At 72.1% G+C, this 20,214-nt stretch carries 12 protein-coding genes; 3 read left to right on the top strand and 9 right to left on the bottom strand.

What is annotated here, in order from left to right:
- Window positions 1-18 precede the first annotated feature (18 nt).
- From SAM23877_RS04710 to SAM23877_RS04725, 4 genes are all read right to left on the bottom strand, one after another.
- Window positions 19-3,402 (bottom strand): CARDB domain-containing protein, encoded by a 3,384-nt coding sequence (locus SAM23877_RS04710; RefSeq protein ID WP_053127203.1) that lies wholly within the window; start codon window positions 3,400-3,402, stop codon window positions 19-21.
- Between the two features lie 374 nt (window positions 3,403-3,776).
- Window positions 3,777-5,222, bottom strand: a complete 1,446-nt coding sequence (gene argG / locus SAM23877_RS04715) for an argininosuccinate synthase (protein WP_053127204.1) — start codon at window positions 5,220-5,222, stop codon at window positions 3,777-3,779.
- A gap of 46 nt (window positions 5,223-5,268) precedes the next feature.
- A complete protein-coding gene (locus tag SAM23877_RS04720; RefSeq protein WP_053127205.1) occupies window positions 5,269-6,708 on the bottom strand; it encodes an NAD-dependent succinate-semialdehyde dehydrogenase in 1,440 nt (479 codons plus the stop codon).
- A gap of 59 nt (window positions 6,709-6,767) precedes the next feature.
- Complete coding sequence (locus SAM23877_RS04725; RefSeq protein WP_053127206.1) at window positions 6,768-8,036, bottom strand: aspartate aminotransferase family protein; 1,269 nt, start codon at window positions 8,034-8,036, stop codon at window positions 6,768-6,770.
- 226 nt (window positions 8,037-8,262) lie between these two features.
- Here SAM23877_RS04725 and SAM23877_RS37115 point away from each other — a divergent pair, with 226 nt between their 5' ends.
- Window positions 8,263-10,071: a PucR family transcriptional regulator gene (locus tag SAM23877_RS37115; RefSeq protein ID WP_053127207.1), complete on the top strand. Its 1,809-nt coding sequence runs from the start codon at window positions 8,263-8,265 to the stop codon at window positions 10,069-10,071.
- 5 nt (window positions 10,072-10,076) lie between these two features.
- Here SAM23877_RS37115 and SAM23877_RS04735 read toward each other — a convergent pair whose 3' ends face one another.
- Entirely contained in the window at window positions 10,077-10,709 is a 633-nt protein-coding gene (locus tag SAM23877_RS04735; protein WP_053127208.1) for a DUF6629 family protein, read from the bottom strand.
- Window positions 10,710-11,100: 391 nt separating this feature from the next.
- Between SAM23877_RS04735 and SAM23877_RS04740 the strand changes: the two genes are divergently transcribed.
- Window positions 11,101-11,673 carry a dihydrofolate reductase family protein gene (locus SAM23877_RS04740; RefSeq protein ID WP_053127209.1) on the top strand — a complete coding sequence of 191 codons (573 nt, stop codon included), beginning with the start codon at window positions 11,101-11,103 and terminating at the stop codon, window positions 11,671-11,673.
- Between the two features lie 96 nt (window positions 11,674-11,769).
- On the opposite strand, the gene SAM23877_RS04745 is transcribed toward SAM23877_RS04740, so the two are convergent.
- From SAM23877_RS04745 to SAM23877_RS04760, 4 genes are read right to left on the bottom strand one after another with little or no spacing between them, the layout of a single operon-like run.
- On the bottom strand, window positions 11,770-14,151 hold the full coding sequence (locus tag SAM23877_RS04745; protein WP_079030023.1) for a beta-xylosidase/alpha-l-arabinosidase: 2,382 nt from the start codon (window positions 14,149-14,151) through the stop codon (window positions 11,770-11,772).
- The gene (locus SAM23877_RS04750) at window positions 14,148-14,966 is read right to left on the bottom strand and encodes a carbohydrate ABC transporter permease (RefSeq protein WP_053127210.1); all 819 of its coding nucleotides are present in this window, start codon (window positions 14,964-14,966) and stop codon (window positions 14,148-14,150) included. Before SAM23877_RS04750 ends, SAM23877_RS04745 begins: the two co-directional genes overlap by 4 nt.
- A complete protein-coding gene (locus SAM23877_RS04755; protein ID WP_053127211.1) occupies window positions 14,963-15,919 on the bottom strand; it encodes a carbohydrate ABC transporter permease in 957 nt (318 codons plus the stop codon). The genes SAM23877_RS04750 and SAM23877_RS04755 overlap by 4 nt, the downstream gene beginning before the upstream one ends.
- Window positions 15,920-15,929: 10 nt before the next feature.
- Window positions 15,930-17,234, bottom strand: coding sequence for an ABC transporter substrate-binding protein (locus SAM23877_RS04760; protein ID WP_053127212.1), 1,305 nt, complete (start codon window positions 17,232-17,234; stop codon window positions 15,930-15,932).
- Window positions 17,235-17,797: 563 nt separating this feature from the next.
- Between SAM23877_RS04760 and SAM23877_RS04765 the strand changes: the two genes are divergently transcribed.
- Window positions 17,798-20,200 carry a glycoside hydrolase family 84 protein gene (locus tag SAM23877_RS04765; protein WP_053142164.1) on the top strand — a complete coding sequence of 801 codons (2,403 nt, stop codon included), beginning with the start codon at window positions 17,798-17,800 and terminating at the stop codon, window positions 20,198-20,200.
- The last annotated feature ends 14 nt before the right edge of the window (window positions 20,201-20,214 follow it).

The following is a 20,214-nucleotide window of genomic DNA, read 5'->3' on the forward strand; positions in this document are numbered from 1 at the left end:
GGCGGGCCGCCGGTCATCTCACCTGTCGATCCTGAACTGGGAGCCCGGTTCGATCCGGACGTCCTCCTCGGCCGAGCCGGTGATCGTGACGTCGGTCAGGGTGGCGCTGCCGCGGGCGCCGCTCATCGCGAGGATGCCGGAGCCGTTGTTCGACCGGTCGATGCGGACGCCGGAGATCTTCACGTCCGGCATCGCCCCGCCTCCCGTCTTGAACTGGATGCCGTCGTACGTCGAGTCGAGGATCTCCGTGTCCCGGATGGTGACGCCCGGGATGTCCTGGCCCTGCGCGAAGAGCGTGATGGCGCCGAACTCCTGCGCCTCGCCCCAGAACGCGCCCCCGGTGCGGTGCAGGGCGTTGCCCGCGATCAGGGTCTGCCCGGAGAAGGGCAGCGGGTCGTGGTCGGTGGCGAGCATGATGCCGGGGTAGTTCATGGTGTCGGAGATGACGTTGTTCTCGATCGTGTTGCCGTGACCGCCGTACACCGCGATGCCGTTGGCCCGCCACGGGAGCTGGATCGTGTTGTTGCGGAAGTGGTTGTCGTGGCCGACGTCCACGGAGGGGTCCTTCACGTACTTGCTGGCCCACACGGCGAGCGAATCGTCACCGGTGTTGCGGAAGGACGAGTTGTGGACCGTGGAGTTGCGGGTGCCGTTGGCGAAGTTGATGCCGTCGGCGTAGGTGTTGCGGACGCGCATGCCGGTGAACTCCAGGCCGTCACCGGGACCCCACAGCTCGGGGATGTTGGAGTAGTCGCGGCCGGCCCAGACGCCGACGTTGGCGTGCTCGATCCACACGTTGCTGATCTTGGTGCCCTTGCCGAAGCGGCCGTTGAGCCCGACGCCGCCCTCGTGGTTGCCGTCGCCGCCGCGGATGGTGCCGGAGCCGAAGATGGCGAGGTCGGATATCTGGGTGTTGTGGTCGATGTCGAAGCCGAAGTTGCCCTCGTGCGGGTGGTTGATGCCGCCGGCCTCGTGCGGCGGCGTCAGGGTGTGGAGCTGGGAGTGCCACATGCCCGCACCGCGGATGGTGACGTCCCGGATGCCGACCTGGTTGTGCTGGCCGCGGTTCTGCGGGTCGTCGGTGAGGATCTTCTGCTCCTGGCGCCACTGCCCGGCCGGGATCCACACGCAGGGGATCTGGCCGTTCTGGTCGGCGGTGACGGCGCGCTGGAGGGCGTCCGTGTCGTCGAGTCCGTCACCGGGGACGGCTCCGTACTCGGTGATCGAGACGCAGTTCGCCGGCTTGGGGGCCGGGGGCGCGACCTGCTCCAGGTCGATCAGGTCGATGACGTAGAAGGCGGCCGAGTCGCCCGCGTCCCGCTGGAGGCGGAACTGGGTGCCCTGCGGGAAGGTCTTCGTCAGCAGCGCGTGGGACTCGTCGAAGAGTCGTCGTGCGTCGCCGCCGGGGCGGTTGGTGAGGCCCTCGGGGTCGTCGGTGTTGCCGTACAGCCAGCTGTGCTTGGACGACAGGCTGAGCTTCTGCACGAAGGCGCCGTCGGCGTAGAGGCTGAGGGTGGCCTGCGTGCCCCCGCCGCCGGGGGCGTCCGGGACGGAGTTGCGTACGACGATGGAGTTGGTGGGCGTGGTGGAGGTGAACTCGACGTACTGGCCCGTGGAGTCGAGCCGTACGGACTTGCGGCCCGAGGACTCGGTTCCGAAGTTGGTGTGTCCGAAGGTGCGCTTGGCGTCGGTGGTGAGCAGGGTGCCGTTGTGACGGCCGTTCTCCGCCTCGTACTCGGTGTACGGCACGGCGGCGCCGCGTCCGACGACGAGGGACTTGGCGAGCACGTTGTTGTTCTCGTTGGTCTCGGTGACGACACCGGTCGCGTCGGCCGTGGCGGAGAGCGTGACCCCGCCGCCGGTCGCCGTCCAGGTGCCGCTGACCGGCACGTTCACCGTGGCACCGGCGGCCACCTGGCCGGTGGTGCCGTCGAGCGTGGTGGAGCCGGCCTGGAGGCGGGTCACCGAGCCCGCCGCCGCGGCGCTGGTGCCGCGGTTGTGCACGGCGACGGTGAAGGAGACCCGGGCGCCCACCGCCGGGTTGGCCGGGCTGGTGGTGATCGAGCGCACCTCCAGGTCGGGGCCGGGTGCCCGGTCGACGGTCAGTCGGCCCGTGGCGGTACGGCTGTTGTTGGTGTCGTCCAGTTCGGCGACGGTGTCGCGCGGGTCGGCCACCGCGGCGACCGCGTAGCTGCCGGCCGCGTGGGTGCCGGTGGAGACCGCCACCACGGCGGACCGGCCGGGGTCGAGCGCGGGGACGGCGGCGCTGCCGGCGGCCCGTCCCTCGACGGTGACCTCGGTGGTCGTGGCGGCCGAGCGCGCGGTTCCGGCGTTGCGGACCGTGGCGTTCACGGTGACCGCGTCGCGCTCCGAGGGCGCGGCGGGTGACCAGTCGAGGCCGGTGACGGTCAGGTCGGGCGCGGGCGCCGCGGTGCCGACCACCTGGAACTCGGCGACCTGGCCGCCGGGCGCGCCGGTGTTGGAGAAGAACCGGAGCCGTACGTCGGACACGCGGCCGGTGACCGGGAGGGTGACCGTGTTGCCCTGGCCGGGGCTGAAGGAGTAGTCGGCGCGGGCGCGCAGCGAGGTGAAGTCGCCTCCGCCCTGCTGCCGGCCGAGGACCTGGATGCCCTGGGTCCGGGCGGCCCAGACGGGGTCCGGGTTGAGCTTGACGACCACGGCGCTGACGTCCGCGTCGGCGCCGAGCTTCACGGTGAGGTCGGCGGGGTGGCCGGACGCCTCCCAGTAGGTGGAGGTGGAGTCGTCGGTGGCGTTGGCCGCGACGTAGGACTGCACGGACGAGGTGGCCTCGGCGGGCTTGTTGCGGGCCAGGTTGGTGCCGGCGGGCGGCGGCTCGGTGGCCACGTCGTCGCCGTAGACCTCCAGTTCGGAGAGTTGTGCGGCGTTCCAGCCGGTGTTGCCGGTGACGTGCACGCGCACGTAGCGCGCGTCGGTGGGCGAGGCGAGGTCCACGGCCACGGTGTTGGCCTGCGCCGGGCCGAACGCCCTCGCGGCCGAGGCGGCGAGCGTGCGGAAGGTGGAGCCGTCGGTGCTGCCCTGGAGGGAGAGGCTCTGGGTGCGGCTCTCCCAGCCGGCGGGCAGCTTGAGGACGACCCGGTCGACGTCGCGGGCGGTGCCGAGGTCGACCTGCACCCACTGCGGGAAGGAACCGGCCGGGCCCTCCCAGTAGGTCGCCTGGGTGCCGTCGGTGGCGTTGCCGGCCGGGTAGGCGCCGTGCGAGCCGCCCGCCGTGGCCGGGCGGCCGAGGGCGAGGTTGACGTCGGCGACGGCCGTCGCGGCCCGGGCGGTGGCCGCGAACGGCAGCGGGAGCAGCCCGACCGTCATCAGCCCGGCCACGACGGCGCCCGTCAGCGGCCGTCGGCCGAGGGATCTCCATCTCATGGGGGTCCTCATGTTCCGTGGGGAGGCGGGGAGCACGACAGGCCGGCGAGAAAGGGGAGACACCGACCATGCGCGCCAATTGAGCAGGACAGTCGATTCTTTGCGGAAAGCGCGTCATCAGGTTTCTAGTGCGTCACCGCTTTGTCAACGGTCCCCGCCACGACGGGATTTGGGCCGCAAAGAGCTTGCGCTGCTTGCGTTCTCCTTGCGTGGCTGTGAGCTGGGGAGTGGGCGTCGCAGCCGGTTCACGGCGGGGCGGCAACCACGTATCGAGCGCAAGTCGTGCACGGACACGAGAAACAGAAGGGCCGGCCCGACACCCTCAGGTGTCGGGCCGGCCCTTGCCGGTCGAGGAGCCCTCCAGGGGGCCTCGGTCAGTCCGTGCCGAACTCCATGGCGGCGCGGTCGAGCAGTTCGTCGTCACCGGAGACCTCGCCGCGGGAGGCGATGGCCTGGGCGCCGCCTTCGGGCATGGCGCCGATCAGCCCGGTCGCCGCGGCCTGGGCCGCGCCGATGGCGGGGTTGGCGCTGCCGATCAGACCGAGGCCGGCGTACTGCTCCAGCTTGGCGCGGGAGTCGGCGATGTCGAGGTTGCGCATGGTGAGCTGGCCGATCCGGTCGACCGGGCCGAACGCGGAGTCCTCGGTGCGCTCCATGGACAGCTTGTCCGGGTGGTAGCTGAACGCCGGGCCCGTGGTGTCGAGGATCGAGTAGTCCTCGCCGCGCCGCAGTCGCAGCGTGACCTCGCCGGTGACCGCCGAGCCGACCCAGCGCTGCAGCGACTCCCGGATCATCAGCGACTGCGGGTCGAGCCAGCGGCCCTCGTACATCAGCCGGCCCAGCCGCCGCCCCTCGATGTGGTACTGGGCGAGGGTGTCCTCGTTGTGGATGGCGTTGACGAGGCGCTCGTACGCCGCGTGCAGCAGGGCCATGCCCGGCGCCTCGTAGATGCCGCGGCTCTTGGCCTCGATGATCCGGTTCTCGATCTGGTCCGACATGCCCATGCCGTGCCGGCCGCCGATGGCGTTGGCCTCCATCACCAGGTCGACCGGGGAGGCGAACTCCTTGCCGTTGACCGTCACCGGACGGCCCTGGTCGAAGCCGATCGTGACGTCCTCGGCGGCGATCTCGACCGACGGGTCCCAGAACCGGACGCCCATGATGGGCTCCACGGTCTCCACGCCGGTGTCGAGGTGTTCGAGCGTCTTGGCCTCGTGGGTGGCGCCCCAGATGTTGGCGTCGGTGGAGTACGCCTTCTCCGTCGAGTCCCGGTAGGGGAGGTCGTGGGCGAGGAGCCACTCCGACATCTCCTTGCGGCCCCCGAGCTCGGTGACGAAGTCCGCGTCCAGCCACGGCTTGTAGATCCTGAGCTGCGGATTGGCGAGCAGCCCGTACCGGTAGAACCGCTCGATGTCGTTGCCCTTGAACGTGGAGCCGTCGCCCCAGATCTGGACGTCGTCCTCGAGCATCGCCCGGACCAGGAGCGTGCCCGTGACGGCACGGCCCAGCGGCGTGGTGTTGAAGTAGGCGCGCCCGCCCGAGCGGATGTGGAACGCCCCGCAGGTGAGCGCCGCCAGGCCCTCCTCGACCAGCGCCGCGCGGCAGTCGACCAGACGCGCGATCTCGGCGCCGTAGGTCTTGGCGCGGTCGGGCACCGAGGCGATGTCGGGCTCGTCGTACTGGCCGATGTCGGCGGTGTACGTGCAGGGGACGGCGCCCTTGTCACGCATCCACGCGACCGCGACCGAGGTGTCGAGGCCGCCCGAGAAGGCGATACCGACGCGCTCGCCGGTGGGAAGGGAGGTGAGGACCTTGGACATAGGAAGAGTATGCATGATGACGCATGACCATGCAAAGCCCGGGTGGTCACGGGCTCGGCATCGCGACGTACTGGTACTCCAGGAACTCCTCGATCCCCGCCTTTCCGCCTTCGCGGCCGAGCCCGGACTGCTTGACACCGCCGAAGGGCGCGGCCGGGTTGGAGACGAGGCCGGTGTTGAGGCCGACCATGCCGGTCTCCAGGCGTTCGCTGACGCGCAGGGCGCGGGCGAGGCCCTCGGTGAAGACGTAGCCGACGAGCCCCCAGGGGGTGTCGTTGGCGCGCCGTACGACCTCGTCCTCGTCGTCGAAGGTGAGGATCGCCGCCACGGGGCCGAAGATCTCCGTGCCCGTCAGCCGGCTGTCCGGACGGACGTCGGTGAGGACCGTGGGGGGATAGAACCAACCGGGGCCCTCGGGCGTACGGCCGCCGACGAGGAGCCGGGCGCCGCGTTCCACCGCGTCGGACACCAGATCCTCCACCTTCGCCCGCCCGGCGGCGTCGATGAGCGGGCCCACGTCGACCCCGTCCCGGGTGCCGGGGCCCACGACGAGCGCCGCCATCCGCCGGGCGAGACGCCGCGCGAACTCCTCGGCCACCGAGCGGTGGACGAAGAAGCGGTTCGCGGCGGTGCACGCCTCGCCCATGTTGCGCATCTTGGCGGTCATCGCGCCGTCCACGGCCACGTCCAGGTCGGCGTCGTCGAAGACGATGAAGGGTGCGTTGCCGCCCAGCTCCATCGAGGCGCGGACGACCGTGTCGGCGCACTGGGCGAGCAGGAGGCGGCCGACCTGGGTGGAGCCGGTGAAGGACAGTTTGCGGATCCGTCCGCCGCGCAGGAGCGGCTCGCAGACCTCCCCCGCCCGGGAGGTGGTGACGACGTTGAGCACCCCGTCCGGCAGCCCCGCCTCCTGGAGGACCTCGGCGAGGGCCAGGCCGGAGAGCGGGGTCTGCGGCGCCGGTTTGAGCACCGCCGTGCAGCCGGCCGCGAGCGCCGGGCCGATCTTCCGGGCACCCATGGCCAGCGGGAAGTTCCACGGGGTGATCAGCAGGCAGGGCCCTACGGGTCGCCGGGAGAGCAGCATGCGGTGGCGTCCGTCGGGGAGGATGCCGTGGCCGCCGTCGATGCGCACGGCCTCCTCCGAGAACCAGCGGAAGAACTCGGCGGCGTAGGCCACCTCTCCCCTGGCCTCCGCCAGGGGCTTGCCCATCTCGGACGTCATCAGACGGGCGAACACCTCGGCGCGGTCGAGAAGAATCTCGTGGGCGCGGCGCAGGATCTCGCCGCGCGCCCGGGGCGCGGTGCGGGCCCACTCCCGCTGCGCCCGCACCGCCGCGTCCTCGGCGAGGCGGGCGTCCTTGGGGCCGGCGTCGGCGACCCGGCGGATGATCTCGCCGGTGGCCGGATCGTCCACCGGCATGGTCGCGCCGTCGGCGGCGTCCGTCCAGGTCCCGCCGATGAGGAGCCGCGTCGGTGTGCCGGTCACGGCGCTCCCGCCATCCCCGCTCACCGGCCCACCGCTCACGGCACTCCCGCCATCCCCGCTCACCGGTCCACCGGTCCCGAGGTGCCGGCCTCGACGGCGGCCTCCCAGGCGCGGAGGCCGTCGTCGACGGCGGACTCGTCGATCACCAGGGCCGGGATCATCCGCACCACCTGGTTCCAGGCCCCGCAGAGCAGCAGGAGCAGTCCTTCGTCGACGGCGGCGCGCTGGACCCGGGCGGCGGTCTCCGGGTCGGGGCCGCCGTCCTCGGTGACGAACTCACTGGCCAGCATCAGCCCCATCCCCCGCACGTCCCCGATGGCCGGCGTCCGCGCGGCCACCGCCTCCAGCCCGTGCCGCAGCCGCGCGCCCATGGCCTCGGCGTTCTCGACGAGCTTCTCGTCCCGGACCACGTCGAGCGTGGCGCAGGCCGCCGCGCAGGCCACCGCGTTGGCGCCGTACGTGCCACCCTGCGAGCCCGGCCAGGCCCTGCGCATCAGCGCGTCGGGGGCGGCGATGCCGGACAGCGGGAACCCGCTGGCCAGCCCCTTGGCGGTGATGAGGATGTCGGGGGTGACGCCGAAGTGCTCGTGGCCCCAGAAGCGGCCGGTGCGGCCCACGCCGGTCTGCACCTCGTCCAGGATCAGCAGGAAGCCGTGCCGGTCCGCCCGTTCCCGCAGACCCTCCATGAAGGCGCCGCTCGCGGGCACGTAGCCGCCCTCGCCGAGCACCGGTTCCACGATGACGGCGGCGGTGTCGGCGGGCGCGGAGATCGTCTGGAGGGTGTAGTCGAGTTCCTGGAGGGCGAAGCGGGTGGCGGTGTCCTCGTCCCAGCCGTAGCGGAAGGCCGTCGGGAAGGGGGTGACGACCACGCCGCTCATCAGCGGTGAGAAACCGGACCGGAAGCGGGTGCCGGAGGTGGTCATGGAGGCGGCGGCGACCGTCCGGCCGTGGAAACCCCCGTGGCACACCAGCACGTTGGGTCGGCCGGTGGCCTGGCGGGCCAGCCGCAGCGCCGCCTCCACCGCCTCGCTGCCGGAGTTGGTGAAGAACAGGCTGTCCAGACCGGTGGGCAGCACCTCCCCGAGCCGGTCGACGAGCCGCCGCAGCGGCTGGTGCATGACGGTCGTGTACTGACCGTGGACCAGGGTGCCCACCTGTTCCCGGGCGGCGGCCACGACCCTGGGGTGGCAGTGCCCGGTGCTGGTGACGCCGATGCCGGCGGTGAAGTCCAGGTAGCGGCGGCCGTCCTCGCCATGGAGGTGGACGCCCTCGCCCCGGACGGCCACCACGGGCGTGGCCTGGCGAAGGTGCGGCGACAGTGCGGTCATGCTCGTCTCCCGGCCTGCTCGTCGGTCTGCTGCTGTGGCGTCCCGAGCCTTCCCTCCGCCCGGGGACCGGCACCGCGTGATCTGTCCGGCCGGGAGGCGGTATCCGGACGATGTGTCAACCACCCTGTCCCCGTCACGCCCCTCGTGTGCGCCCCGTCCGCCGCTCCGGCGCCCTTGCGCAGGTCAGCCACGGCTTGCCACAGTGACGGGGGCGCAGGGAGGCATCGTGAGCGAGAACCAGCGCAGGGCGCCGGCCCCGGCGGGCCGTCCGCTCACCGTGGCCGACGTGCTGGCGCTGCCCGTCCTGGCCCAGGGAGGTCCCCGGGTGGTCACCGGTCCGGACGGCGTCGACCGGCCGGTCCGCTGGGTCCACATCACCGAACTGACCGACCCGGCCTCCTTCCTCAAGGGCGGCGAACTCGTCCTCACCACCGGCATGCCCCTGCCCGACGACCCTGCCGGGGTGCGCCGCTACGTCGACGAACTCGCCGCCGTCGGTGCCGCGGCCCTCGTCCTCGAACTCGTCCGCCGCTACCACCGGCCGCCCGACGCCCTCGTGGCCGCCTGCCGGGCACGCGGTCTGCCCCTGGTCACACTCGCCAGGGACGTCAACTTCCTGGAGGTCACCCAGGTCGTCCACGCCCTGCTCCTGGGCAACCAGGCGGACGCGATGCGCAGGAGCCAGCGCATCCACGAGGCGTTCACCGCCCTCACCCTGCGGGGCGCCGGCCCCGAGGAACTCCTGCGCGCCGCGGCGGAGACGAGCGGACGCACGGTCGTGCTGGAGAACCTGGTCCACCAGGCGCTGGCCTGCGAGCCGTCGGGCGGCCCGGCGCAGGCCGCGCTCACCGGCTGGGAGCGGCGCTCCCGCGCCACCGTCTCCGGCGACGGTACGGGTGTCCGCGGCCCCGAGGGGTGGCTCGTGGCCCCGGTGGAGTACCAGGGCGAGCGGTGGGGCCGCGTGGTCATGCTCCCCGGTCCGGCCGGTCCATCCGGTCCATCTGGTGCGGCCGGTCCATCTGGTGCGGCTGGTCCATCCGGTGTGGCTGGTCCATCCGGTGTGGCTGGTCCATCCCGTGCGGCCGGTCCAGCCGGTGTGGCTGGTCCATCCCGCGCGGCCGGTCCATCCGGTGCGGCCGGTCCATCCGGTGCGGCCGGTGCGGCCCCTGCGCCGGCCTTCGGGCCCGAGGACGTCACCGTGCTGGAGCGGACCGCGATGGCCCTCACCATCGCCCGCCTCACCCACCCCACGTCCTGGGAACGCTCGGCACACCGCGGCGCCCTGCGCGATCTGGTGGAGCAGCGCTACCGCTCCCCCGCGGAGGCGCACGCCCGGATCACCGCCCTGGGGCTGCCCACGGAGCACTCCCGCTTCGTCGCCGCGGTCGTGGACGTCCCGGCGGCGCAGGACACCGCGCGGACCGAGGACCGCCTCTCGCGGGAGGCGGGCGTGACGGGCGCCCAGGCGCTCGTCGGCCTCCTCGCCCCCACCCGCCTCGGGGTGCTGCTGGCCCTGCGTCCGTCCCAGCCCTGGCGGCCGGTCGTGGAGCGGCTGAGCCGCGCCGCGCTCGGCCCGGCCCCGGGCACGGCCGTGAGCGTCGGCTCCCCGGCCTCCGACCTCGCCGGCGTCCCCCGCTCGTTCCGCGAGGCGACCAGGGTGGCCGAGGCCACCGAGCCCGGCCAGGCGCTCCCACCGGACCGCTCCTTCCACGAACGGTGCGACATCGGCCTGGGCCGGCTGCTGTTCGCGCTCCGCGACGACCCCCGCGTCCAGGAGTACGCGGAGCGGCAACTGGGCCGGCTCCTCGACCACGACGCCCGGCACGGCACGCACCTCCTGGCCACCCTGCGCGGCTACCTGGACGCCGCCGGCAACAAGACCGTCGCCGCCCGCGCCGGCGGTCTGTCCCGGGAGACCGTCTACCAACGGCTGCGCGCGATCGAACGGGTACTCGGCCGCGACCTGGAGTCCGGTGCGCAGCGCACCGAACTGCACGTGGCACTGCAGGCGCTGGACGCGCTGCGGGGCCGCTGATCACGTCAGGAAGGACGCCCGGCCGGCAGCGCCCGGCGTCCGTTCACCCAGCCGAGGAGGACCACCGAGCACACCGCGGCGAACGCGCACCAGGTGGAGACGAACTCCAGCCGCCACAGACCCCAGCAGACCAGCGCCCCCACGGCGATGACCATCCCCAGCCGGCGCAGGCCGCGGTCACCGGACAGCAGCAGGGACCCGACCGTGGCGACCAGGTAGCCCGCGACCAGCAGGGGGGCGTGCGGCAGATCCACCACGTAGCCCACGGTGTGACCGCGGACCTCCGCCCGTACCGGGCGGGTGGCGAGCGCGTACGCGAGTACCGTCGCCGTCGCGGCTCCCACGGCGAGCGGCACGAGCAGCCGGCGCCGCGCGTCGCGCGGGGCGGCGCACAGCACACCCGCCGGCAGCCACAGCGCGAGCAGGGGAAGGGCGATGACGGTCCAGGCCAGGGTGGCCGGACCGGTCCCGCCGTCCGAGGCCCAGACCGCCGCCTCGATCATCTGGTGCACTCCCAGCAGCAGGGGAAGCGCGGCCAGCGGAAGGTCACGGACCCGGCCCGCCCGCACCACACAGCCCACGCCGACGGCGGCGATCCCGGCACCCGCGACCAGGTCGGCCTCCGCGCTCCAGCACATCTCTGCGTCCTCGCTTCGGGCCGACGGGCCCTCCATCCTCACCGACCCGGTGCGGCACGGCCGCCCCGACACGACCGTCTCGCGCGGGCGAGGAGCTCCCTCACCGACGGCCGGCCCCGCCCGGACGCCGACGCGCGCCGGGTCGAGGCGGCCACGGCCTCCGTCACGCACGGTCGGTGGTCCGCGCGGGCGGTGCGCCACGTGGTGAAGGCGGCGGGCAACGCGCCGACGGCCGTCGTCGCGCTCACCGTGACGCCGACGGTCCTCCTGGGCGGTCGACGCCCCGCGGGCGGCACGAGCGGTGCAGGATGGTCGCGCGACGACCGATGAGTTTCTCCGCGACCGCCGGTCAGAGATGCGGAAGCCGCACACCAGACCCCGAGGACCTCACATGCGTACCCTGATCAGCACCGCCTTCGTCTCCCTCGACGGCGTGATGGAAGCCCCCGGCGGCGAGCCCGGCTACCGGAACTCCGGGTGGACCGTCAAACACGTGGACTTCCTCCCCGAGGCGTACGACCTCAAGGGCCGGGAGCAGAGCGAGGCCACGGCGATGCTGCTGGGCCGGGCTAGTTACGAGGCGTTCAGCAAGGTGTGGCCCGGCATGGAGGAGTTCACCGGGTACAAGGCGATGCCGAAGTACGTCGTCTCCACCGGCCTCTCCGAGGACGACCTGGTCCCGGACTGGAGCGAGACCACGATCCTGCGCTCGCTCGACGAGGTCGCCGCGCTCAAGGAGACCGAGGGCGGCCCGATCATCGTCCACGGCAGCGCCACGCTGAACCACGGGCTCTCGGACGCCGGCCTGATCGACCGCTATCACCTGCTCGTCTTCCCGGTGCTGCTCGGCGCGGGCAAGCGGCTGTTCAGCGCCACGGACAAGGACGCGCAGAGGCTGAAGCTGGTCGAGCACGAGGTCTACGCCAACGGCATGCAGAAGAACGTCTTCGACGTCGTCCGGTGAGGGGCGCCGGCCGGCCGACGGCTCGGTCCCCGGCGGCGCGAGCGGTGCTCCCCGCACGTTCCGGGAGCACCGCTCGTGGTCGCCTCGCTCGGACGGTCAGACGCCGGCGCCGTCCCCCTCCTCGAAGACCGCGTGCAGGCGCCGTGTGTGGTCCACATGGCGTTCCGGACCGGTGAGGGTGACCGTCGCCGTCAGGCGCGGGTCGGTGCTGGAGGCCGCGAGCCGCAGCTCCAGGTCGCCCGGTTCGACGACGCGCCGGCCGTCGCGGCCGGTGAAGGAGGCGAGGTCGGCCGGGACGGTGACGCGGACGCGCCGGGCCTCGCCGGGTGCGAGCGGCACCCGCGTGTAGCCGACGAGCCGCTGCACCGGCTGGACGACGGAGGCGACCGGGTCGTGCAGGTAGAGCTGGACGACTTCGGTGCCGTGCCGTCGGCCGGTGTTGCGGACGGTGAACGCCAGCGAGAACTCGCCGTCGGTGGCCGCTTCCCCGGTGTACGTCACGAGGTCGTCCCAGGCGAACGTGGTGTACGTGAGGCCGTGCCCGAAGCCGAAGGCGGGCGTCGGGTCGATGTTGGACACCTCACCGGCCTGCGCGAGCCGTGCCCCGAGGTAGGTGGCCGGCTGGGCACCCGCGCCGCGCGGCACACCGACCGGGAGCCGGCCGGAGGGGCTCGTCCGTCCGGCGAGCACCCCGGCGAGGGCGGCGGTGCCCTCCACTCCGGGGAAGAAGGACTGGACGATCGCGGCGGACTCCGCCACCGCCCGGCCGAGGGCGTAGGGCCGGCCCGCGAGCAGGACCGTCACGACCGGTCGGCCGGTGTCGAGCAGCGCCTCCAGGAGTTGCTGCTGGGCACCGGGCAGGGCCAGCGACTCGGCGTCGCAGCCCTCGCCGCTGGTGCCGCGGCCGAACAGCCCGGCACGGTCGCCCAGGACGGCGACGACCACGTCGGCGTCGCGGGCGGCCCCGACGGCCTCGGGGATGCCGAAGACGTCGCCGTCGTCGACACCCGTGCCGCGTACGACCGTGAACTCGGTGTCGGGGAACTCGGCGGCCAGGGTGTCGCGCAGGGTGGGCAGTTCGATGCCGACGGGGGTCTCCGGGTGGTGCACACCGATGTGCTGGGGGAAGGAGTAGCAGCCCAGTACGGCGGTGGGCTCGTCGGCGTTGGGTCCGACCAGGGCGATGCGGCGCGGCCGGTCGAGCGGCAGGGTGCCGTCGTTGCTCAGCAGCACGACCGCTTCCTCGGCGACCGTGCGGGCCAGTTCGCGGTTGGCGGGCCCGTCCAGGTCGATCCTGCCGCGCAGGGCGTCCAGGTCGTCCAGGTCGGCGCCGGCCAGCGCGGGGGGCACGGGGTCCCAGCCCGGGTCGAGCAGGCCGAGGGCCGCCTTCTGGGTGAGGACCCGGCGCAGCGCGCGGTCGATCAGCGTCTCCGGTACCCGGCCGGCCGTGACGGCCTCGACCAGGGGCGCGCCGAAGGTCTTGACGGTGGGCAGTTCGACGTCGACACCCGCCCGCAGCGCGGCGCCGGCGGCGCCGGCCCAGTCGGCGGCGATGCCGTGCAGCGTCCTGAGGAAGGCGATGCCGAAGTAGTCGGCGACGACCGTGCCCTCGAAGCCCCAGGTCTCCCGCAGCAGCCCGGTCAGCAGTTCCTCGTCGGCCGCGGCCGGCACCCCGTCGGTGTCGGTGTAGGCGTGCATCACCGAGCGGGCGCCGCCCTCGCGGACGGCCATCTCGAAGGGCGGCAGCAGGACGTCGGCGCGCTCGCGCGGCCCCATCGAGACGGGGGCGAGGTTGCGTCCGGCGCGGGAGGCCGAGTAGCCGACGAAGTGCTTGAGGGTGGCGACGATCCCCGCGTCCTCCAGACCGCGGACGTAGGCGGTGCCGATGGTGCCGACGAGGTACGGGTCCTCACCGATGGTCTCCTCGACGCGCCCCCAGCGGGCGTCGCGCACGACGTCCAGGACGGGCGCCAGACCCTGGTGGACGCCGACGGACCGCATGTCGCGGCCGATGGCGGTGGCCATCCGGTGGACCAGGTCCGGGTCGAAGGTGGCGCCCCAGGACAGCGGGACGGGGTAGGCGGTGGCGCCCCAGGCGGCGAAGCCGGCCAGGCACTCCTCGTGTGCCACGGCGGGGATGCCGAAGCGGTTCGACGCGGCGATGCGGGTCTGCGTGCGCAGCAGCGAGAGCGCGCCGAGCGCCGGGTCGACGGGGGCGGTGCCGAAGGGGCGGGTCAGCTGGCCCAGGCCGGAGGGCAGCAGCGCGTCGAGGTCGACGGCCTCCTCCATGTCGTGCTGATGGGGGGCCACGTCGCCGCCCTCGTCGGACGCGCCGACCCACACGCCGTACAGCTGGGCGATCTTCTCCTCGAGGGTCATCGCGTCGATCAGCGCGGACACCCTGGCGGTGACGGGGTGGGCGGGGTTCTTCCAGAGGGGGACTTCGGGGGCGGTCTCAACGGCCACGTTGTCGATCACTTTCCTCCGACGCCCATCAGGCCCTGGACCAGGGCGCGACGGGCGAACAGGTAGACGAGCAGGATGGGCACCATGGACAGCACCACGGCCCCCAGCAGACCGGGGATGTCGATGCCGTGCGCGGTCTGGAAGTTGTACAGACCCAGGGTGACCACCTTGGTGGAGTCGGACTGGGTCAGGACGAGCGGGAACAGGAAGCCGTTCCACGCCTGGAGCGCCGAGAACACCACGATCGTGGAGAGTCCGCCGCGGGACAGCGGCACGACCAGCTGGAAGAACATGCGCCTCGGGCTCGCGCCGTCCATCGCCATGGCCTCGTACAGCTCCGGGGAGATGTCACGCATCGCGCCGCTGAGGATCAGGGCGGACATCGGCAGGCAGAAGGCGGCCGTGGGCAGGATGACACCGAGGAGGTTGTCGTACAGCCCGGCCTCGCTGATCAGGTAGAACATCGGCACGATCACGGCCTGGGCCGGGATGGCGAGGCCGAGCAGGAACAGCCGGAAGATCACCGACGTGGCCCTGCCGCGGCTGCGGACGATCGCGTAGGCGAGCGGCGGGACGAGCAGCAGCACGATGCCGATGACGCAGGCGGTGACGACCAGGGTGTTGAGGAAGTACCGGCCGAAGCCCGAGTCGAAGGCGCCGGTGAAGTTGTCCAGCGTGAAGCTGTCCGGGAGGGAGACCGGGCCGTTCTCGGCGTAGTCCTGGCGGGTGCGCAGGGTCGCGGCGAGCAGCACGTACAGCGGCAGGCCGACCAGCAGGAGCCAGACGAACGAGCCCGCGCCGGCCAGGTAGTTCGGTCGGCGCCTCATGACACACCCTCCGCGGAACTGCGCATCTTGTCGTAGCCGGAGACCCGGACGACGATCAGCGAGATGATCGTGGACGCGACGACCAGGGCCAGGGCGATCGCGGAACCGGTGCCGTAGTCGAAGCTCTTGAACGCCTTGTCGTACATGTAGTAGGCGCTGATGGTGGTGTCGGTGCCGGGTCCGCCCTGGGTCAGGATGAGGACCGTCTCGAACGTGGTCAGGCCGCCGACGATCATCAGGATCATCGAGGTGATCATGGACGTGCGCAGCTGCGGCAGCGTGATGTGGAAGAACTGCCGGTAGCGGCCCGCCCCGTCGATCTCCGCGGCCTGGTACAGCACCGGCGGGATCGCGCGGGCGGCGCCCTGGTAGATCAGCGTGTGGAACGGGGTGAACTGCCAGGTGCTGACGAACGCCAGCACCCCGATGGCGGTGGCCTGTTCACCGAAGAGGTTGCCGTCGCCGAAGAGCCAGGTGGCGTCCGCCGGGATGCCGAAGTTCGGGTCGAGCAGCGCCCGCCACAGCACGGACACGGCCGTCGCGGACAGCAGCAGCGGGATGAAGTAGATGACCGACAGGACGGCGCGGTTGCGCTGGTGACCGGCGGCCCAGACGCCGAGCAGGATGCTCAGCGGGGTCTGGAGGACCACGCCGAGCACGGTCAGCAGCAGGGTCAGCCAGATGCTCTTGAGCATGACCGGGTCGTCGACGAGGCGCGACCAGTTGTCCGTGCCGACGAACTCGGGCGGGCTGATCCCGTCCCAGCTCATGAAGGACAGCACCGCCACCATGATCAGCGGGACGATCGCGAAGAGGGCGAAGAACAGGGCGGCGGGCAGCGCCCAGGCGAAGCCGGGGCGTCCCACCGTCGTCGCGGACGAGGCGGGCGGCCGCCGCCGGGACTCCTTGCGGGGTCCGGCGGCGGGCCGGGCGCTCGTGATCTGTGTGGTCATGAGCCGCTCGTCACTCGGTCGGGAGGGCCTGCATGGCCTTGACGAAGCCGTCCGTGTCGAGCTGTCCGTTGAAGAACTGCTGGACGGCCTTGTGCAGGTCCGAACTGGCCTTCTGCGGGTACGCCTGGTCCCAGGACAGCTGGAACGACGGGGCGTCGGCGACGAGGTCGTACTGGAAGCGCGAGTACTCGGGGGTGCCCGAGCCGTCGATGAACTTGTCGGTGTTGGTCGTGGTCGGCAGGTTGCCGATGTCCAGCTGCGCCTTGACGAACTCGTCGGAGTACATGAGCTTCAGGAACTCGGCGACGGCCTCGGGATGCTTGGTCTTCTTCATCACCGAGTAGTAGTTGTTGGTGTTGCCGGCGACGTTGGCCGGGTCGCCCTTGCCGCCCTCGACGGACGGGAAGGCGGTGTAGCCGAGGTCCTTCTCGGCGAACTCCTGGTGGTCCGTGAGCTGCTGGGAGTAGTACCAGGAGCCCATCAGCTCGAAGCCGGCCTTGCCCGAGGCCACGAGCTGGACCGAGCCGCCGTTGGTGTACTTGACGGAGTCGTAGTTCTTGCCGAAGGCGCCGGCGTCGACCAGCTCCTTGATCATGTCCAGGGCCTTCTTGCTGTCCGCGCTCTCCCAGGCGCTCTTGTCACCCCCGACGGCCTTCGCGAACAGCTCCGGACCGGCGATGCGGTCGTAGAGGTACTGGAACCACATCTGGGTGGGCCAGACGTCGCCGCCGCCGAGCGCGATCGGCGTGACGCCCTCGTCCTTGAGCTTGCCCACCGCGTCGAGCAACTCGTCCCAGGTCTTCGGCGGTTGGACGCCCGCCTCTTCGAGGACCTTCTTGTTGTGGAAGAGCAGGACCGGCTGGGTGCCGCGCATCGGGACGCCGTACGGCTTGCCGTCGACGACGGCGCTGTCGAAGACGGACGGCAGGAACTTCTCCTTCAGGTCCGGGTTCTTCTTGATGAAGTCGTCGAGCGGCAGCAGCAGGTCGCCCTTGACGAACGGCTTGATGCTGCCGCCGCCCCAGTTGAAGAAGACGTCCGGAGCCTGGGGGGTGTTGATGATCGTCTGGAGCTTCTGCTGGTAGTCCGCGCCGGGAATGGTGTCGAGGACCGCCTTGACGTCGGACGTCTTGTTGAACGTGTCGACGATCCGCTGCTCGACCTTGTTGCTGGCGTCCCCGTAGACCAGGACATGGATCTTGCCGTCGTCCGACGACGCCCCGCCGTTCCCCCCGCCGCAGGCCGCGAGACTCAGCCCCAGGGCGAGCGTCGCACCGGTGGCGACCAGTCTGGGCAAGCGCGCACGTGTCTTCATCGTTCGCCTTTCGAATGTTTCGGCGCCATCACCGAAAGTCCATGCTGACGGACAGTAAAGTCAGACGGGATTTGCGGTCAATGGCCGTGCGGGTGCCGACTCAAAACGTTATCGATCGCACGGCTCCCCAGCCCTCACGCACGAGGGGGCTGCGCTGGGCACTGCGGAGGGGGACCCGTCGAGACGGGCGGAACGAACGGCGCCCCTGTCCGGCGAAAGGAGCGGGAGCCTCGCCCGACAGTTTCGAAAGAGATCGTCGGTCGTTCGGATGCCCCGGGTCGGCCGGAGAGCGCGTCCGGGGTGCCGCCGGAGCGTCGGGCCCACGCGCTCGCCGCACGTCGAGCCCGTCAGCGCGAGCGGCTGCTCGACCCTGGCACGCCGTCGGCGGACTCCCTCTCGTGCGGGCACGACGGAGCGGCCGACGCGGGTGATCAGCGTTGGCCAGAGTAAACGCGACCCGGCGAGAGGTCTAGACCCCATACCTCTTACCCCTGGCCCGTCCGACACCTCATCATCGGTACGGCACAGGGAAGTCGATGGTCCAGACCATGCTTGGAGTCTTCATGGGTAGAAGCGCGAACACCGCGGCAGCGCTCGGCATGTGCTTCGCACTCGCAAGCACCATGATGCTCGGCGCACCGCCGACGTCCGCGGCCGAGGCCGCCCCCCGTGCGGCTCCGGCCCTCCCGCCGGTCTCGCCGGCCCCGCAGTCCCTCACCCGCGCCGGTGACGACGTCCGCGTGACGGGCCGGATGGTCGTGGTGGCGGACGAGGACACGGACGACACCGCCCGCGACCGTCTCGTCCGGGAGCTCAGGACGCACGGCGCCCACCGGGTCGACGTCGTCGCCCCCGGCGAGGTCCCGAGGGCGTCCGCCGGTCTGCTCACCGTGCGCCTCGGTCCGGCCGAGCGCCCCGACATCGCCGCGGCGCTCGGCGGCACGGCGGTGCCGGAGCGCGCGGAGGGCTACGCCCTGAGCGTCGCGGGCACCGGGCACGGCTCGCGGATCACCCTCGGCGGCAGGGACGCCGCCGGTCAGTTCTACGCGGTGCAGACCCTGCGCCAGCTGTTCGTCCGGGCGGGCGGCACGGCGTGGAAGGTCGCGGGCGCGCGGGTGAGCGACTTCCCGTCGATGCCGCTCCGGGGCACCATCGAGGGGTTCTACGGACAGCCGTGGACCCACGCCGAACGCCTCGACCAGATGGACTTCTACGGCGACGTCAAGGCGAACACCTACATCTACGCACCCAAGGACGACCCCTACCACCGGGGCAAGTGGCGCGAGCCCTACCCGGCGGACAAGCTGTCGGAGCTGGGCGAGCTGGTGCGGCGGGCCACGGCGAACCACGTGCGCTTCACCTTCGCCGTCTCTCCGGGGGAGTCGATCTGCTATTCCGACGCGGCCGACCGCGAGGCCCTCAAGGCCAAGCTCCAGGCCCTGTACGACCTCGGGACCCGGGCCTTCTCCCTCCCGCTCGACGACATCAGCTACACCCGCTGGAACTGCGCGTCGGACGAGGAGACGTACGGCGAACCCGGCCGCGGAGCCGCCGCCCGGGCACAGGTCGACCTGCTCAACGACGTCCAGCGCACCTTCGTGGCCACGCACGAGGGCGCCCGGCCGCTGCAGATGGTGCCCACCGAGTACGGGGACCTCACCGACACCGCCTACAAGCAGACCCTGCGGGAGGCCCTGGACCCCGCGGTCGAGGTGATGTGGACCGGCACCGACGTCGTACCGCCGTCGATCACCACCGAGCAGGCCGACAAGGCGTCGGCGCTCTTCGGACGCAAGGTCTTCGTCTGGGACAACTATCCGGTCAACGACTTCGGCAACACCAGCGGCCGACTGCTGCTCGCGCCGTACGACAAGCGCGAGGCCGGCCTGTCCGAGCACCTGTCCGGCATCGTGGCCAACCCCATGAACCAGCCGTACGCGAGCAAGGTCGCCGTCTTCGGCACCGCGGACTTCACCTGGAACGACCGCGCGTACGACGCGGGCGGGAACTGGCGCGCCGCCATGTCCTACCTCGCGGGCGGTGACCGGAAGGCGACGGACGCGCTGCTCGTCCTCGGCGACCTGGAGCACCTGGCCCCGACCTTCGGCGCCACCCCCTGGCAGCCCCAGGCTCCCGAACTCGCCCGGCGCACGGGGGCGTTCTGGCAGGCCTGGGACCGGGGGGACCGCGACGAGGCGGTCAGGGCCCTGCGTACCTACGCGAGCGCCGTCGAGAAGGCCCCCGCCACCATCCGGGACCGCTCGGTGGACGAGGGGTTCACCGTCGACGCGGCTCCCTGGCTGGACGCCACGGAGCTGTGGGGCAGGGCGATGGTGACGATGCTCGACGCACTCGACGCCCGGCAGGCCGGGGACGAGGAGGCCTCGGACCGGCTGCTGGCCGCCTCGCACGCACTGCAACGGCAGGCGCGCGCCGTCCGGGTCGATCCGCCGCGCAACTCCTGGGGGAGGGTCCAGCCCAAGGTCGGTGACGGGGTGCTCGACACCTTCCTCGTCCAGGCCGACGTCCGGCTGCGGCTGTGGGACGCGGCCGGTGGCGGGGAGAACCTGGCCCTCAAGGGAAGGGCGAGCGCGTCCAGCGTGGAACAGGACCTCGAACGACTGGCGCCCGGCCACGTCAACGACGGTCTGCCGGGCACTCGTTGGGCCTCCGGCTACGCGGACGACGAGTGGGTGCAGGTCGAACTCGCCGCCCCGGCGAGGGTCTCCGCCGTGACCCTCGCGTGGGAGAGCGCCTGCGCGAGGGAGTACACCGTCCGCACCTCCCGGGACGGCGTGGACTGGAAGACCGCGTCCACGCAGCGTCCGGACGACTGCGGCGACGACGTCGTGCGGCTCTCCGGAGACGAGAGCGTGCGGTTCGTCCGCGTGCAGGGGGTCGAGCGGAGGACCACCTGGGGCTACTCGATCCACGAGATGGGCGTCTACGGAGCTCCCGCCTCCTGACCCCCGCCGCCGAA

This window comes from Streptomyces ambofaciens ATCC 23877 (assembly GCF_001267885.1).
Lineage (GTDB): Bacteria > Actinomycetota > Actinomycetes > Streptomycetales > Streptomycetaceae > Streptomyces > Streptomyces ambofaciens.

Excerpts from the sequence above, each read along its gene's own strand:
- SAM23877_RS04710 (WP_053127203.1), bottom strand. The coding sequence starts at position 3,402 with ATGAGATGGAGATCCCTCGGCCGACGGCCGCTGACGGGCGCCGTCGTG.
- argG (WP_053127204.1), bottom strand. The coding sequence starts at position 5,222 with ATGTCCAAGGTCCTCACCTCCCTTCCCACCGGCGAGCGCGTCGGTATC.
- SAM23877_RS04725 (WP_053127206.1), bottom strand. The coding sequence starts at position 8,036 with ATGACCGCACTGTCGCCGCACCTTCGCCAGGCCACGCCCGTGGTGGCC.
- SAM23877_RS04735 (WP_053127208.1), bottom strand. The coding sequence starts at position 10,709 with ATGTGCTGGAGCGCGGAGGCCGACCTGGTCGCGGGTGCCGGGATCGCC.
- SAM23877_RS04740 (WP_053127209.1), top strand. The coding sequence starts at position 11,101 with ATGCGTACCCTGATCAGCACCGCCTTCGTCTCCCTCGACGGCGTGATG.
- SAM23877_RS04750 (WP_053127210.1), bottom strand. The coding sequence starts at position 14,966 with ATGAGGCGCCGACCGAACTACCTGGCCGGCGCGGGCTCGTTCGTCTGG.
- SAM23877_RS04755 (WP_053127211.1), bottom strand. The coding sequence starts at position 15,919 with ATGACCACACAGATCACGAGCGCCCGGCCCGCCGCCGGACCCCGCAAG.
- SAM23877_RS04760 (WP_053127212.1), bottom strand. The coding sequence starts at position 17,234 with ATGAAGACACGTGCGCGCTTGCCCAGACTGGTCGCCACCGGTGCGACG.
- SAM23877_RS04765 (WP_053142164.1), top strand. The coding sequence starts at position 17,798 with ATGGGTAGAAGCGCGAACACCGCGGCAGCGCTCGGCATGTGCTTCGCA.